Annotated in this window: 9 protein-coding genes and 1 pseudogene; 3 read left to right on the forward strand and 7 right to left on the reverse strand. The window is 61.2% G+C overall.

Features of this window, described 5'->3' with window-relative positions:
* Positions 1–227 precede the first annotated feature (227 nt).
* Positions 228–974: pseudogene (locus AB4Y31_RS14440) on the forward strand (ISNCY family transposase); the annotation flags it as partial.
* Between the two features lie 192 nt (positions 975–1,166).
* Here AB4Y31_RS14440 and AB4Y31_RS14445 read toward each other — a convergent pair.
* The 5 genes from AB4Y31_RS14445 to AB4Y31_RS14465 all read right to left on the reverse strand — a co-directional run bounded on the left by AB4Y31_RS14445 (position 1,167) and on the right by AB4Y31_RS14465 (position 5,318).
* Positions 1,167–1,454, reverse strand: a complete 288-nt coding sequence (locus tag AB4Y31_RS14445; protein ID WP_368674520.1) for a type II toxin-antitoxin system RelE/ParE family toxin — start codon at positions 1,452–1,454, stop codon at positions 1,167–1,169.
* A gap of 460 nt (positions 1,455–1,914) precedes the next feature.
* Positions 1,915–2,112, reverse strand: a complete 198-nt coding sequence (locus AB4Y31_RS14450) for a hypothetical protein (protein ID WP_368674521.1) — start codon at positions 2,110–2,112, stop codon at positions 1,915–1,917.
* A gap of 130 nt (positions 2,113–2,242) precedes the next feature.
* A complete protein-coding gene (locus AB4Y31_RS14455) occupies positions 2,243–2,479 on the reverse strand; it encodes a hypothetical protein (protein WP_368674522.1) in 237 nt (78 codons plus the stop codon).
* 225 nt (positions 2,480–2,704) lie between these two features.
* The gene (locus tag AB4Y31_RS14460; RefSeq protein ID WP_368675286.1) at positions 2,705–3,034 is read right to left on the reverse strand and encodes a hypothetical protein; all 330 of its coding nucleotides are present in this window, start codon (positions 3,032–3,034) and stop codon (positions 2,705–2,707) included.
* A 178-nt stretch (positions 3,035–3,212) separates the two neighbouring features.
* Entirely contained in the window at positions 3,213–5,318 is a 2,106-nt protein-coding gene (locus tag AB4Y31_RS14465; protein WP_368674523.1) for a putative bifunctional diguanylate cyclase/phosphodiesterase, read from the reverse strand.
* A gap of 300 nt (positions 5,319–5,618) precedes the next feature.
* Here AB4Y31_RS14465 and AB4Y31_RS14470 point away from each other — a divergent pair, with 300 nt between their 5' ends.
* Positions 5,619–7,790, forward strand: a complete 2,172-nt coding sequence (locus AB4Y31_RS14470; protein ID WP_368674524.1) for an EAL domain-containing protein — start codon at positions 5,619–5,621, stop codon at positions 7,788–7,790.
* Between the two features lie 15 nt (positions 7,791–7,805).
* Here AB4Y31_RS14470 and AB4Y31_RS14475 read toward each other — a convergent pair whose 3' ends face one another.
* Positions 7,806–9,053 carry an MFS transporter gene (locus AB4Y31_RS14475; RefSeq protein WP_368675287.1) on the reverse strand — a complete coding sequence of 416 codons (1,248 nt, stop codon included), beginning with the start codon at positions 9,051–9,053 and terminating at the stop codon, positions 7,806–7,808.
* A 55-nt stretch (positions 9,054–9,108) separates the two neighbouring features.
* Positions 9,109–10,041 (reverse strand): amidohydrolase, encoded by a 933-nt coding sequence (locus AB4Y31_RS14480; RefSeq protein ID WP_368674525.1) that lies wholly within the window; start codon positions 10,039–10,041, stop codon positions 9,109–9,111.
* Positions 10,042–10,459: 418 nt separating this feature from the next.
* On the opposite strand from AB4Y31_RS14480, the gene AB4Y31_RS14485 reads away from it, so the two are divergent.
* Positions 10,460–15,721 (forward strand): MG2 domain-containing protein, encoded by a 5,262-nt coding sequence (locus AB4Y31_RS14485; RefSeq protein ID WP_368674526.1) that lies wholly within the window; start codon positions 10,460–10,462, stop codon positions 15,719–15,721.
* Positions 15,722–15,734 lie beyond the last annotated feature (13 nt).

Consider the following 15,734-nt stretch of genomic DNA (forward strand, 5'->3'; position numbering starts at 1 on the left):
TACTCGGCGTATGAGCAAACCGAGGAAACCAACCGAACAGCCAAACCCGACATTTCTATTTAGCCGAAACCGGACATTTCAACTTAGCTGGCCCTCGGACATCTCAATCTGGCTTTGACACCGGTGTAAGAGCAATATCCTAATGTCGTGTTCTAGCAAGATAGAAATGTCGTGTTTTGCGGCTGATGGCAAGCTAGCGGCTCGTTGCGCGAATGCAGGAGCCGTCGATGAAGCCAGCCGCACTCGTGACGCTGAACATGCGCGAACTCGATCGATTGAAGGTCATTCAGGCGGTCGTCGAACTCCGGCTCAAGCCCGGGCGTGCGGCCGAGCGCCTCGGCCTGACGGTACGGCAGGTTCAGCGGCTCGTGACGCGGTATCGCGAAACGGGTGCAGCGGGACTGGCTTCGCGCAAGCGCGGGCGCCCCGGCAACCGCAAGCTCGACGAAGGATTGGCGCTGCGTGCCTTAATGATTATTCGCGAGCGTTACGCCGATTTTGGGCCGACCCTGGCCTGCGAGAAGCTGAGGGAATGCCATGGGCTGGAGCTGTCCAAGGAGACCATCAGGCATCTCATGACGGGCGCCGGCCTGTGGATTCCACGGGCTCAGCGCCCGCCCAAGGTCTATCAGCCGCGGGCTCGGCGCGCGTGCTTCGGCGAACTGGTGCAGATCGACGGCAGCGAGCATGCCTGGTTCGAGGGCCGAGCGCCGGTCTGTACGCTGCTGGTGTACATCGACGACGCGACGAGCCGGCTGATGGCGCTGCATTTCACGGCGACCGAGTCGACCTTCAGCTACTTCGAGGCCACGCGTGCGTATCTGGAGCGTTACGGCAAGCCGGTGGCGTTTTACAGCGACAAGGCTAGCGTGTTTCGGCCGACCACGAAGGGCGAGGCAGGCGTCACGCACTTCGGGCGCGCGATGTACGAGCTCAATCTCGCCGTCGGTCTGCACGCGCCCTCACCTGAAGCGTCAGCGCCCTGCCCGCGCACGTGCTTGCCTTCTACGCTGCGTTGCAGGAAACCCGTTAAGCAAGCACCGAACCAACCGAAAACCGGACATTTCTATTTAGCTGGTGGTACGACATTTCAACCTGGCTTTGACAAAATTTAGGTTACTAGCGCGCCCGGCTAGCACGTCGCCGCCTACCACTTATAACCCGAGCTATTCGCCGCTCCTTAGCTCGCGCGTATGCCAGACCCGAGTAACGAGCACTTCCCCGGTGTCCAACACTGTGTACCGGAGAACATACGCGCTGCGACCAAACTTTGCCGGCCACTCGCGGAATTCCATGTGGGGAGCACCGATCCGAGGGTTTTCGGCAATGAGATCGGCAGCTTCGGCAATCACCGAGGCCGCGCGTCGAGCAGCCTCCGGACTATGTGGAAAAAGAAAGTCATAGAGACGCGCCACATCGTCAAGCGCGTCCGGATGCCAGATCAGCGAGGACATTCGCTACGCTTTCCTGACGCCAAATCCGCTAGCCAAGCCCGAGCGCGCTCATGTGATACCGCCGGCGTCCCGGACAGGTAAGAATCCAGCCGCGCGCGATCGACCTCGACCGACAAAGCGTCGGCAAACACCGCAGCAACGTACTCGTCCACCGAGCGCCCCGAACGGCGAGCAGCCGTAACCACAGCGGCTTCCAGTTCCTCCGGCAAATCAACCGTCAACATCATAGTCTCCGACAAACGACACTCCACGGATTCTAACCGACGCTGTGCTCAGAGCCGCAATACAGAGCGAGTCTAACCTACACGGACTATTCGCTTGGCGCAGGGTCCCCGACCATCATCCGCCAGCACGAATGCAACCTTCGCACCTTCCAAGACGAGTACGGCTCAGTCTCCCTCGGCGGCGCGGTGCGCAAACCGGCGCGCTTGCCCGGCGCCAAGAAGGAGCGCGAGTTCCTTCACTTGCTTCGCGGATCTATCCCATGCTTCGCGAGGAGTGCCCTCAGCCGACGAATTTCGAGAAACATCGAGATCAGCGAGAATAACGTCACCGCGGGGAAAAACCACTGCCCCGAATAGTGAATAAGCGCCCAAGCGCCGGCCGCACAAACCACCGCCACCAGCACTAGCGCGAACTTATCGCTGATCCAACTCATTGTGTTGCTCCGTAGGGCAATAGAACTGCTTCGGCAATCACCGAGGCCGCGCGCCGAGCAGCCTCGGGATTAGATAGAAAAGGGAAGTCATAGAGACGCGCCAGATCGTCAAGCGCGTCCGGATGCCCGATCAGCGAGGACGTTCGCTACGCTTTCCTGACGCCAAATCGGCTACCCAAGCCCGAGCGCGCTCCTGCGACACGCCACCTGTACCGGACAGGTAGGAATCAAGCCGCGCACGATCAATCTCGACCGACGAAGCGTCGGCAAACACGGCGGCAACATACTCATCGATCGACTGCCCCGAACGACGCGCAGCCATAACTACCGCAGTCTCCAGTTCTTCCGGCAACTCTGCTGTCAGCATCGCAGCCTCCGACAGAAGCACCTGACAATCGCAACCCACACTGTATGGACTCACGCGAGCATGTCACCCTGCCTGGCCAGGAACATCGCCATCAACAACGCTAGTAGGCGAAACGCTCGCAACTCCAATCAATTGTCACCAAAAAACTCTCTATGGGCGAACATTTCCACGGGACACTGACAACAGTTGCTCGGCGCGCCCACCCACGGGCGCGCCATCCAAAGCTTACTGTTTGATCTGCTTGCTCACATTGTTTTCTTGCTGGTTCAGCGTGCGCTGCTCCTGCTTGGTAATGTGACCGCCATTCTGGCTCGCCATCAGTCGCTCTTCCTTGCGAATCTGGCGATCATCCTTGTGAAGCGCCGCCGCCTCGGCGTGCGACATATCGCCTTCGCGAACCTCATCGTGAATGCGGCTGTTTTGATTTGCGAGCCGATGGTTCACCTCCGTGCGGCGCGGATGCGCCGCATCCCAGTTCGTCTGCGCGGATGCGATGCCTGCGAATGAAAATGCAACAGCAGCGACAGCGGCGAAACGCAAGGCGGTCTTCTTCATGATCAGCTCCGTTCGGTGGTTAGGCGGCTTGATGCCGCTTGCATCCTCAACGCGGAGCTGACAGGCGTCGACGACCTGGCAACTGTGAGTTGTGCAACGAGTTGTTTCGACCGGCGCCCGCCGAATGCAGCTGCCCGTCCCACTTGCTTGAACGCTTGGTCGTCGAGCTCGTTTCGACTCAAACAGCAGAAGCATTCACGCCCGACCGCTTGAGCCGCACCCTTACACCGTCTTGTTCGATCGATTCAACCAACCGGTCAGCCGGCATCGGCTGTGCAAACAGAAAACCCTGCATCGAATGACACCCGATCCCCGAGAGCAGCGCGTGTTGTTCCGCCGTTTCCACGCCTTCCGCGACGATCCGCAGGTTCAGCGTTTTGCCCATCGCGACAATGGCCGATACGATGGCCTCATCGCTGGTTCTGGATTCGAGCTCCCGCACAAATCCGCGATCGATCTTCAACTCGTGCACAGGCAACCGCTTGAGATTGAGCAGGCTCGAATAGCCTATGCCGAAATCGTCGATGGCGATCTGCACACCCATTCGGTGCAATCGCTCGATCACCTGAATGCTGGCGTCCATATCGACCATCGTCGATTCAGTGATCTCGAGAACCAGACAATGCGGCGCCACGGCATGGCGTTCGAGGGCCGCACAAACGATGTCCGGTAGCGCCGAATGACGGATTTGAATAGCAGACAGATTGACCGCCATCGTCCAGTTCGTGAGGCCCATCGAACGCCAGTTCGAAATCTGTCGACAAGCTTCATCAATGACCCATTCGCCAATCGGCAAAATCAGCCCCACCCTTTCCGCCAACGCGATGAACCGCTCAGGAAGAATGAGTCCGCGCGTGGGATGGCGCCAGCGAAGCAGCGCCTCCACGCCAACGATTGTGTCGCCGGAAACATCCAGCTTCGGCTGGTAATAGAGGATCAACTCGTTTCGCTGGACCGCCCAGCGCAAGTCCTGCGCGAGCTGGAGCAGTTCACGCGCATTGGCCTCCAACGACGGGTCATAGAACCAGTAACCGTTCTTTCCCTGAGATTTTGCTCGGTACATCGCCGCGTCCGCCGCTCTGAGCAGCTCATGAGGATGCTTGCCGTCGTCCGGATAGACGGCGATTCCCACGCTGGCCGACAGATGCAACTCGAGCCCCTGAAGCTCGAACCGATGATCGAGGCTGCCCAGAATGCCTCTGGCTATCTCGGCCGCGTCGGCCGGCCGATCGATATTGACGACCATCACGAACTCGTCGCCGCCCAACCGCGCAACCATGTCTCCACGGCGAAGCGTTTTGCGCATGCGCCGCGCGACCTCGATTAGAAGAAGATCACCCGCATGGTGTCCAAGCGCATCGTTGACCGCCTTGAATCCATCGAGATCAATGAACATGACAGCGACATGATTGCCATGCAGATCGATATCGGCCATCGACTCGTTGAGTCGCGCCTCGAAAGCCGCCCGGTTGGGCAGGCCGGTCAACATATCGTGCGTGGCAAGATGGGCCAGCTCGTGCGCCCTCGCCTCGGATTCCGCAAGCGCGGACGCCCGCGTTTGTAACCGCAAATCGAATACCGAGACCGTCAGAGCGAGCACCAACACAGCGACGGTTCCGATGGCGACGGAAAGCGCAAGCCCGTCCGTGCGGAAGCCGTCGAGGGCCGCGCCGCAAACCGCACCGACGGGAAACTCCGCCGCGGCCATTCCGGTGTAATGCATGCCGATGATCGCCGAGCCCATGACGACCGCGGCCCCAGCTCGCCATAGCTTGACGCGCGACGAGCGCGCCCGCAGCCGAAATGCCAGTTGCAGTGCGGCTCCGGAAGCCAGCACGGCGATTCCAATCGATGCCGCTGTGAGTGAACGGTCGAATTGGATGCCGGGCATCATTCGCATCGCCGCCATGCCCGTGTAGTGCATGCTGGAAATGCCCGCGCCCATTACCAGCGCTCCTCCGATTACACTCCGCCACGATAGCGAAGGCCGGGAAACCCACCACAGCGCGAAAGCCGAAGAGGCGATTGCAATGAGCAGCGATGCACCCGTTATTGCGGGATCGTACCCAAGCGGGATCGGCAAACTGAACGCGAGCATGCCGGTGAAATGCATCGACCAGATTCCGATGCCCATGGCGCACGCCCCGGCCGCGAGCCACCGCCATGCCGAACGCCCCTTGGCCGTCGAAACGTTCGAGGCCATATCCAGTGCCGTGTAAGACGCCAGTACGGCAATTGCAAACGACAACAAAACCAGCCAGCCATGGTACGAGCCATCATACATTCTGTATTCCTATACGCCGACATGACCGTGAGAACTTTCTGATAAACAAAAAAACGATCTGTTGATTCTTGAAAAGTCATTGTAATATGAATAGCGTTGTGCGAATGCAGCATCGATATGCTTGGTCGAAAAGTTCCGAATTGCAGTGCGTGGTCGGCTCGCGGCGGCCGCTTCACCGATGCCTGGATAACAAATAACCCGTCGGACTCCTCATGGTTCAGCCGTTTACGCGAGCGGTAGCTCGGGAAAGGAAAAATTCGAAGATCCCGGGAGTTCCCAACCCGAAGCAAGTCGAAGGCGATGACTAATGAATCGTTAGGGCCCTGGCTTAGGGTCGTGCACGTCGTCGAGCGAATCGACCGCACGCCCTATTTCATTGCCATTCGCCGCGGACTGGCGCTTGCCTTGCCACTGATCATGACCGGCGCGCTGGCCTTGCTTCTGCGCTACCCGTCGACCGCCGGCATGCAGCAATTGTTGACGGAAGCCTTCGGGCCCCGTCTCGACTACTTTTGCGACAGCCTGCTCGCCGGTACCTTCGGCATCGGATCGCTCGTTGCGTTATATGGTTTCACGGATGTCCTGACAAGCCTTCATAACCAGAGACTCGGTCATCGCGTCGTTAATCCAATGGTCGCCGTGATCGTCGTGACGTCGTGCTTCTTCACGCTGGTCGCACCAAGTGGCAGCGATGCAAGCCCGCTCGCACCGCTCTCCCTCGGGCACGGACTATTTACTGCGCTCGTCGCCGCATCGATCGGCTGCTGTCTTTTTTTGAAACTCTGCAACTACCGCTTTTTTCGTATTCCCCTACATAATCTGAGCAACGACACGCTCGTCGGCGACGTCTTTACGGTGATGCCAGCCGGAATGCTGACCATCCTCGCTTTCGCCATTCTCAGAGCAGCTTCAATGTGGATCGGCTGGTCGCAGTGGGTGGAGGCATTGACCACGCAATTCGCCATCTCGTTTTCGAAGCTCTCCAACAGCTTGCTGTTCTCGATCAGCTACGAGGCGGCATCTCAGGTACTGTGGCTGTTTGGGATTCACGGCCCCAACACACTCTATTCGGTTCAGGAACGCGTACTCGACCCGGCCGCGCATGCAAACGTTGCCGCCGTCGCAAGCGGTGCCCCTCCGCGGTTCATCTTCACCTACGGCTTTTTCTCGGCGTTCGCGCGAATGGGAGGATCCGGCGGCACGCTGAGCCTCATCCTGGCGCTGCTGCTCGCGAGCCGCACCGTCCGCGGGCACAAGCTGGCGCTGTTCATGATGGTGCCGGCAGTATTCAACGTGAATGAACCGTTGCTCTTCGGGCTGCCGCTGGTGCTCAACCCGGTCTATGCCATTCCGTTCGTGCTGGCCCCGATTGCACAGATTCTCATTGCCTATGGAGCGATCGTCGCCGGTCTGATGCCGAAGGCGAGCTTCAGCGTGCCGTGGACGACGCCAGCCCTTTTCAGCGGATACGCGGTCACCGGGTCGCTGTCCGGGACATTGGTGCAAATGGTATCGCTGGCGGCCGGAGCGGCGATATACGCGCCATTCGTGCGAGTCGCCGAATATCTCGCGGGCAGGAGAGGACAGGAAGTTCTCGCCTCTTTGCTGCGCATCGCTGAGTCGCCCCAGGCGAGCGTCAAGCCGAAACGCTGCCTCGAGCTGCCCGGAGACGAGGGCCGGATGGCCGTGTCACTGGCAAGCGACCTCGAAGATGCGCTGGCGACGCAGAAACATATCTTCCTCGAATACCAACCGCAAGTCGATCTCCGAACCGGGCGGATATTCGGGGCCGAGGCATTGTTGCGTTGGCAGCATCCGTTTCTGGGCCGGGTGGCGCCGCCGATCGTCGTGGCACTCGCCGACGACATTGAAGAGATCGACCGCCTGGGATTGCATGTCTTATCGCTCGCTTGCCGCCAAAGAAAGCGTTGGCGCGATGTGCTACCCGACGATTTCGTGATTGCGGTCAACGTTTCGCCAAAACAGCTGATGAATCGTGAGTTTTACCGGAACGTAGTCGCGATACTCGATCGCGAGCACTTGCCTCCATCCCTCCTTGAACTCGAGATCACGGAGTCCACGATGCTGCTTCCGGACATCGAGGCGATCGAAAATCTGAAAAACCTGAGAAAAATCGGCGTGAAAGTCGCGCTGGACGATTTCGGTATGGGTCACACATCGCTGCATTATCTGCGCGAGCTGCCTCTCGACACAGTGAAGATAGATCGCTCATTGGCCGATGTCAGCCCCGGCAGTGTCAACGAGCACATCGTCAAAAGCATCGCGGATTTAAGCGGGACGCTCAATCTGTCGCTCGTCGTCGAAGGCGTCGAAAACGAGCGTCAGTTATCGCGTCTATCGGCGCTGGGTTGCGGGCGCTTCCAAGGCTACTTCTTCAGCCGCCCGCTTTCCGCCGACGTCTGTCTGGAATTCGTGCTCGCCGCGAATCGGGAAAACCGGTTCGCGGCATAGTACGCTTGCACGAGGTCACGAAATCTCACGCCCCTTCGTTTCCGGCAGCAGCAAGGTCGCGATCAAGACGATCAAGTACGCCCCGCCCGCGAAAATGCCGATGGCAACACCAAGCGGCGCGGTCTTCGCGAGATATCCGACGAGGCTGGGAAAGAGCGCACCGATTCCGCGGCCGAAGTTGTATGCGAAGCCCTGCCCGTTCGCGCGCACGGCCGAGGGGAACAGTTCGGTCAGATAGGCGCCCACTCCGCTAAAAATCCCCGATGCCGCAAACCCCAGGGGAAAGCCGAGGAAAAGCATTTGCTCGTTCGAGAGTTGCAGGCGGGTGTAGGCGAAGATGCACGCGCCGCAGAGCAGAGCGAAAATGATGAGGTTCGCTCGGCGGCCGAGGCGATCGGTCAGGTAAGCGCCGGCCAGATAGCCGATGAAGGAACCGAGAATGATCACGAGCAGATAGCCGCCCGTGCCGATCACCGAGAGATGCCGCTCGCTCTTCAGGAATGTCGGCAACCAAGTCGTCACCGCATAGTAGCCCCCTTGCAGACCGGTGCAAAGCAATGCGCCGAGCACGGTCGTCTTGATCAGCGCTGGCGAGAAGATCGCCCACGGCGACACGCGCGCGGCACTCGCCTCCTCTTGTGCACGCGTGCGCCGAAAGAGCTCAGGCTCGGGCACGCGCTTGCGAATGAACAACACGAGCAGTGCCGGCAGCACGCCTACCCAAAACAGCGCCCGCCATGCATAGTTTTCGGGCAACGCGGAGAACAGCACCGTATAGAGAATGGCCGCAACCGCCCAACCCACTGCCCAACCGCTTTGCACGGTGCCGACCGCACGGCCACGGAACTCCGTCCGCACGATCTCTCCCATCAGCACCGAACCCACGGCCCATTCGCCGCCGAAGCCGAGGCCCTGCAGCGCTCGCAGCAAGAAGACCTGCCAGAAGCTTTGCGCAAAGCCTATCAATAAAGTGCAAACGGCAAACCATAGAATCGTCAGTTGGAGGACGCGAACACGCCCGAATCGGTCAGCAAGCATTCCAGCCAGCCACCCGCCTATCGCCGAGAACAGCAACGTAATGGTAGCCAGCAGGCCGGCCTCGGCCCTATCGATCTTGAATAGCCCGATCAACGTCGAGATCACGAACGTAAAGACCATGAAATCGAGCGCATCGAGCGCCCAGCCACCGAAAGCCGCAACGAATGTCCGCTTTTCGGGCGCTGTCATCCGGCGAAACCAGTTGGCCTTGTCTCCTTGCTCCATAGCAGATGACATCGTTCAGTCTCCTCGTTATATTGCCGATATGCCGATAAAGCGGCTAACCGTTCGCATTGTCCGATGCGATTTCGTCATGGCTTTCGGGAAAGCCATATAGCCGCGCCGGATTCGTGACGAGAATCATGTGGCGTATCGCCTCTTCCGGCGCCCAGTCGACGATGAGATTGCGCAGGCGGCCGGTATCGGGCATGCACTCGGGCGTGAGCGAAACATGCGGCCAGTCGCTACCCCACAACATGCGATCCGGAGCGTCCTCGATGAGCGCCTGCGCGAACGGAACGACGTCCTCGAACGCCGGGGCCTGATCGCTGATGCGATAAGCGCCCGACAGTTTGACCCAATAGTCATGATCGGTTACGAGATGGCGCAATGCAGCGAAGCCCGGCGCGGCAATGCCCCCTCTCACGGGTGTATGCCCCATGTGATCGACAACGCCAGCCACTGGCAGCTTCATCATGCGCGGCATCAATTTGGGCAGCGTCTCGACATCCATCAAGAATTGCAAGTGCCAACCCAAATCCTTGATGCGTCGCGCAAGCGCCTCCATTGCCGCAAAGCCGATGCCGCCGCCGAACAACACGTTGATGCGCAGACCGCGTACGCCGGCGGCATGCATGGCTTCGAGCTCGTCGTCGGACACTTCGGGCGACACCACGGCAACGCCCCTCAAGCGCTGAGGATTGCGTCGCAGCACCTCGAGCATGTAACGGTTATCGGTCCCGTAGACGCTGATCTGCACCAGCACGCCGTAGGTCATGCCGCAGGCGTCGAGCATTGCCAGATACTTTTCTTCGGGTGCGGGCGGCGGCGTATAGCTGCGCTCGGCAACCATCGGATAGGCATCGGCATTCGCCGCGACGACATGGGCATGCGTGTCGACGGCGCCGAGCGGAACGCGAAAAGCGGGTTCGGCGACGTCGGGTAGTGGGGCCGCGCATAGCCATGCAGGCCCCGAACTGGCATATGAAATCATGGCTCGTCCTTGTCGTGAACGAAGACGCTGCACGTGCGTCGATTATGCGCGGTTTTGGCGATCGGTTCCCTATCGCCTGCCGACTTTCCTTGAGTCGATGTCGTTACGTTCTCGCACAGCCCAAAACCGCTGATGCTCCACGTTTCGGTGATCGAAGGCATTCGGTGCCGGTACTGAAGGGCCGAGCTTGTTGTTTCGCAATCAGTCGCACGAAACCGCCTTGCGGAAGTGATACCATCTGCGCGCAATTCGGCGTAAATCGGAGGCTTTAAGTCTCCAAACGCCGAAATATTGGGATTTCCCGTAAGTGTGGGACTTCCGTCAATAAGCCTGCCGGCGCGATTTGCGGATATTCCGGTCGATCCAAACAATGCGTCGGGCAGTACGCTCATGATCCGGTTGCAAAGCGAAGACCAAGATGAACAAGCGCACCATCCGCCTCGCGAGCATCATCACCTTGCTCTTTATTTCTGCCATTGCGGCATTCGGCATAGTCCGATATTTCCACAACCGCGCGCAAGCGAGCGATATCGGCGAAGACCGCAATGCGCCTTTTGCCGTGATCGATGCGGCCAATCGAGAACTCGACGGGCAGCCGGCGCTCGCGCTGACCTTCTCCCAGCCTCTCGACGCAAGCCGCGACTACGACAAGGTCGTGCGTGTCTTCAAGATGCCTGCGGCTAAAAACCTGAAGGCCCGCTCGCCCGATAACGATGGGGAGAATGGCGACGACAACGCAGGAGACGCCGACAACCCCGCTAACGCATCGGCCGCATCGACTGCAAGCGAGGTCAGCACATCGGAGAAACTAACTGACCTCGCGGGCGGCGTCGCGGTTTCGGGCGCCTGGGTGGTCGGCGACAACCCGCGCATCCTCTACTTCCCTCATATCGAGCCGCTCACACGCTATGTGGTGCAAATCGGGGATTCGCTCTCGGCGAAGGACGGAAGAGAGCTGGGCCGGGAAATACGCTACTCGATCAACACGCCTGCCGTGACGCCGGCCTACTACTTCGCGAGCCGCGGCATGGTGCTGCCCGCGAAGCAAAACGGCGGCTTGCCGGTGGTCACGGTGAACGTACCGGAAGTCGATGTCCAATTCATGCGCGTGCGCCCCGATCAATTGCCGCGCTTTCTCGACTCGATGCTCGCGCGCCGCCAGCCGGCCAAGCAATCGGACGCCAATGACGATGGCGACGCGAGCGATAACAGCAACGACACGGACAACGCAAGCTTGCCCGACGATCTGCATGGCGCCGTATCGATCTGGTCGCTCGATGAACTCCATAGGACGGCCGACAGCGTGTACGAGGGACGCTTTCTGACCGAGCAGCAGACCGACAAGCGCAGCGTGACCTATCTGCCCGTCGAAGGCATCAAGGCGCTGCAAGACCCGGGCATCTATGTGGCGGTCATGTCGCAACCGGGGCGTTTCCGCTCCGAATACCAGACGACCTATTACTACGTGAGCGACCTCGGCCTGCACCTTCGGCTCTTCGAGCATGCGGCCGACGCGTTCGTCAGTTCGCTGACCGATGGCAGCGCCGTTTCCGGCGTGGATCTGACCTGGCTCGACAAGCAGGGGAAAGTTCTGGCGCGCGGCCAAACCGACGGCGATGGCCACGCGGCCTTCGCCCAGGCGCCCGCGGGCGCGGCGATCGTGCTGGCGCAAAAAGGCCAGCAGATGTCGATGCTCGCGGTGCGCGAGGCGGCGCTCGATCTGTCCGAATACGACGTTACCGGGCTGCCCTACAAGCCGGTGCGGCTCTTCGCCTGGAGCGGGCGCGACCTTTACCGGCCCGGCGAGACCTTCCCCCTGTCGGTGCTTGCTCGCGATGCCGATGGGCGGCCCGTGCCGCCGCAGCCGATTCAAGCGACGCTGCGCCGCGCCGACGGTAAGACGCAGTTCGTCGCAACCTGGCAACCGATGACCGGACGCCCAGGCTATTACCAGCACCCGATCGCGTTGCCCGCCGATGCGCCAACGGGCACCTGGACGCTCGAGCTGCGCAACGATCCAGCGGATAAGCTGCCGAACACCACCGTGCGCTTCGGCGTCGAAGAGTTCCTGCCAGAGCGGATGAAGCTCGATTTGAGCAGCCAGGCGTCCGCGCTGACGCCGAATCAATCCTTCTCTGTCGATGTAAAAGGCACCTATCTGTACGGCGCACCGGCGGCTGGCAATCGGCTCGTCGGCGTCGTCGAATTTTTCCGCTGCAACAATCCGCTTCCGGCGCGCTACCCGGGCTTCACGTTCGGTGACGCGAACGACGAAGCGACGCACGTGCGTCAGCCGCTCGACGACCAGCACCTCGACGACGACGGCCGCATCGGCCTCGAACTACCGACCGACGAAGTGGCCAACGCGCATTCGCCGATGACGGTGCGCGCGACGCTGAGCCTGCTGGAAACGGGCGGCCGGCCGGTGGTGCGCAACATCGAGCGGACGATCTGGCCGGCACCGGTGCTGACTGCTGTGCGGCCGCTCTACAGCGGTGACTATGCGCCGGAAGATTCGCCCGCCGACTTCGAGGTGATTCGCACCGATGCGGCTGGCAACCTGAAGCCCGAAAAAGGCCTGCCTGTGCGGCTCTTCCGCGAGAACCGCAACTACTACTGGCGTTTCGACGACCAGCGTGGGTGGAATTCGGGCTATACCGACAGCGACGAGCTCGTCTATACGACCAGCGTAGACCTCCCGGCCGGCGGCCGCGGCCACCTGCGAGTACCGCTCAAATACGGACGATACCGGCTCGAGATCCTCGATGCGGCGACAGGCCAGACGTTGCGCTACCGCTTCTACGCGGGCTGGAATGCGCAAAGCAATGAAACGGCCGGCCAGCGCCCGGACCGCGTGATGCTCAAGCTCGACCGGGACGCATACCGAGGCGGCGACGCCGCGCGTCTCACGATCATGCCGCCGCACCCGGGGACGGCGCTCATCACGGTGGACGGCGATCGAACGCTTTGGACGAAACGCGTCAAGGTCGATGGCGCGAGCACCACGGTCGATATTCCGGTCGATCCCTCATGGCAGCGTCACGACCTTTACATCTCGGTCATGGCGTTGCGCCCGGGCAACGAGGGCGACCTCGTGACGCCAGCTCGCGCGCTGGGGCTCACGGCGTTGCCGCTCGCGCGCACCGACCGCAAGTTCGACGTGGCAATCGAGGCGCCGACGCGCATCAAGTCGGAAACCGTCGCGAAGATCAAGGTGAAAGTGCCGGCCGCGAAGGGGCAGAACGCATTGCTCACGCTTTCGGCCGTCGATGTCGGCATTCTCAACATTACGCAGTTCGCCGTGCCCGATCCCTATCAGTTCTTCTTCGGCAAGCTCCGTTACGGTGCGGACCTGCACGACATCTACGGGCGGCTGATCGAAAAGATGGCTGGCAAGAAGGGCAAGCTCAAATGGGGCGGCGACGCCACGCCGAAGGCGACGCAGAATCTGCCGAAGAAGGTAAAGCTCGTCGACATCTTCAGCGGCCCCGTGACGCTCGACGCCAACGGCGAGGCCGAGGTTCCTGTTTCGCTGCCCGACTTCAACGGGACACTGCGCTTGAGCGCCGTCGTAGCGACCGCGGACCGCTATGGCAGCCAGAGCGCGGAGATGATTGTCGCGGCCCCAGTCATCGCCGAGCTGTCGACGCCTCGCTATCTGAACTTCGGCGATCGGGCGACGTTCGCGCTCGATCTGCAGAACCTGACCGGCAGCGCGGGGCAATTCAACGTTGACGTGACAAGCGACAACGGCCTCTCGATTCACGGTGGCAGCGGCAACGTCGCCTTGCGGCCACAGCAGAAAGTCACCCTGCGCTATGCGGTGGAGACCGGCCAATTGGCGGGGCTGCACCCAGTCGACGTAACCGTGGAAGGCCCCGGTGTGTCGTTGAAGCGCCATTACGCCGTGCAAGTCGAGGCGCCCACGCCGTCGACACAAGTCATTCAGCGCTACACGATCGAACCCGGCGCCACGCTGCAGATCCGCGACCCCGCACTGGCTGGCTTCTACCCCGGTTCGCTGGCGGCGCACTTGCTGCTCTCGAATCAACCTCCGATCGATGTGAAGGCTGCCGTGCAATGGCTGCTCGAATACCCGTATGGGTGCACGGAACAAACGACGAGCAGCGCCTATCCTTGGCTTTACGTCGATGAAGCGGCCGCGCGCCGCTACGGCTTGAAAGCTTATACGCGCGACCAACGTGCGCAGCGAATCGACTTTGCGATGGGCAAGCTCGGCGGATACCAATCGGCAAGCGGCGGATTCAGTCTCTGGGGCAACGGTCGCGAGGACTTCTGGCTCTCGGGCTATGTCGCCGGATTCCTCCAGGACGCGCGGGCGCAGGGCTTCAACGTACCCGACACGCTTTACAACAAGACGATGAACTACCTGCTGCACGGGCTGCAGGAAGGAAGCGCGCAAATCACACCGCTGCCGACGCATATCTCGCCGGACGATCTGCGCCGACTCATCGACGACGTCAGCCGCAACAACCGCAACTTCGAGGGGCTCGTACAGGCTTCCTATGTGCTCGCGCGCGAGCGCAAGGCGCCGCTATCGACGTTGCGGCTGCTGTTCGAGCAGCGCGCTTACGCGGATTCCGGCCTATCGCTCGTCGAACTCGGCATCGCGCTCAGTCTAATGGGCGACGAAACGCGCGGCCAGCAGGCGATCGCTCAAGGCGCCAAAATGGAACGCTTATCCGGCTATTGGTGGTGGGACTATGGCAGCGAAGTGCGCGATGCCGCCCTCTCCTACGTACTGCTTGCGCGCGACACAATCCACGCGCCCGACGCCGAGAGCCTCTTGCTCGGGCGTGTGCAAAACGCGACGGCCGCGACTGGCGCGGCCTACTTCAGCACGCAGGAGCGGCTTGCTCTCTTCCGGCTCGGCCAGACGCTCTCGAGCGGCGAACAGAAGGCATGGCGCGCCACGATTGCGAGCGACGGCGAAACGCGTACCGTCGACAGCGCCGCGACGCCGTTCGCGGACGTGACCGCCACGCAGTTCGCGCACGGCGTGACCATCACGAACAGCTCCGATCAACGCCTATTCGTGCAGCTATCGCTCGCGGGCAATCCGATTCAGACGCCGAGTCCCGATGTGCGTCACCTTGGAAGCCTCACAGTGACGCGCGAGTACCTGCAGGCGGACGGCTCGGCGCTCGGCGGCGCACCGCTGAAGGTCGGCGACACGGTTCTCGTTCACCTGCGTGCGAACTCGGTGAATACGGTGACGGGTTCGGCGCTCGTCGTCGATCGTATTCCCGCTGGGCTCGAGATCGAGAATCAGAACCTCGTGAAAGGCGAAGACGGCGAAGGGATCAAGGTCGGCGATGTCGACGTCAGCGAAGCGATGCAGAGCGAGAAGATTCAGCATGTCGAATTCCGCGACGATCGCTTCGTCGCGGCCGTCAAGCTCGGCTGGGGTGGGCTCGATCTCTTCTACCGCGCGAGGGTCGTCACGCCCGGGCGCTATGCCGTTCCGCCCGCAATCGTCGAAGACATGTACCGGCCGCAATATTTCGGCGTGCTGGATACGCAGAGCACGATGACGATCGTCGATGCAAATGCGCCGCCAACGGCGCCAGTCGATACCGGCGCATCGGCGCCAGCGGCGGCCATGAAGCCATCGACAGCAGCATCGCCGGCGCCGGCATCGGCCGCCGCGGCGCACTGACGAGAGCGCGGCC

The sequence above is a fragment of the Trinickia sp. EG282A genome (assembly GCF_040965455.1).
In the GTDB taxonomy this organism is placed as follows: domain Bacteria; phylum Pseudomonadota; class Gammaproteobacteria; order Burkholderiales; family Burkholderiaceae; genus Trinickia; species Trinickia symbiotica.

What these genes read in the sequence shown, in the direction of transcription:
- AB4Y31_RS14450 (WP_368674521.1), bottom strand. Translation starts at nt 2,112, where the DNA reads ATGAGTTGGATCAGCGATAAGTTCGCGCTAGTGCTGGTGGCGGTGGTT.
- AB4Y31_RS14455 (WP_368674522.1), bottom strand. Translation starts at nt 2,479, where the DNA reads ATGCTGACAGCAGAGTTGCCGGAAGAACTGGAGACTGCGGTAGTTATG.
- AB4Y31_RS14480 (WP_368674525.1), bottom strand. Translation starts at nt 10,041, where the DNA reads ATGATTTCATATGCCAGTTCGGGGCCTGCATGGCTATGCGCGGCCCCA.
- AB4Y31_RS14460 (WP_368675286.1), bottom strand. Translation starts at nt 3,034, where the DNA reads ATGAAGAAGACCGCCTTGCGTTTCGCCGCTGTCGCTGCTGTTGCATTT.
- AB4Y31_RS14470 (WP_368674524.1), top strand. Translation starts at nt 5,619, where the DNA reads ATGACTAATGAATCGTTAGGGCCCTGGCTTAGGGTCGTGCACGTCGTC.
- AB4Y31_RS14445 (WP_368674520.1), bottom strand. Translation starts at nt 1,454, where the DNA reads ATGTCCTCGCTGATCTGGCATCCGGACGCGCTTGACGATGTGGCGCGT.
- AB4Y31_RS14475 (WP_368675287.1), bottom strand. Translation starts at nt 9,053, where the DNA reads ATGGAGCAAGGAGACAAGGCCAACTGGTTTCGCCGGATGACAGCGCCC.
- AB4Y31_RS14465 (WP_368674523.1), bottom strand. Translation starts at nt 5,318, where the DNA reads ATGTATGATGGCTCGTACCATGGCTGGCTGGTTTTGTTGTCGTTTGCA.
- AB4Y31_RS14485 (WP_368674526.1), top strand. Translation starts at nt 10,460, where the DNA reads ATGAACAAGCGCACCATCCGCCTCGCGAGCATCATCACCTTGCTCTTT.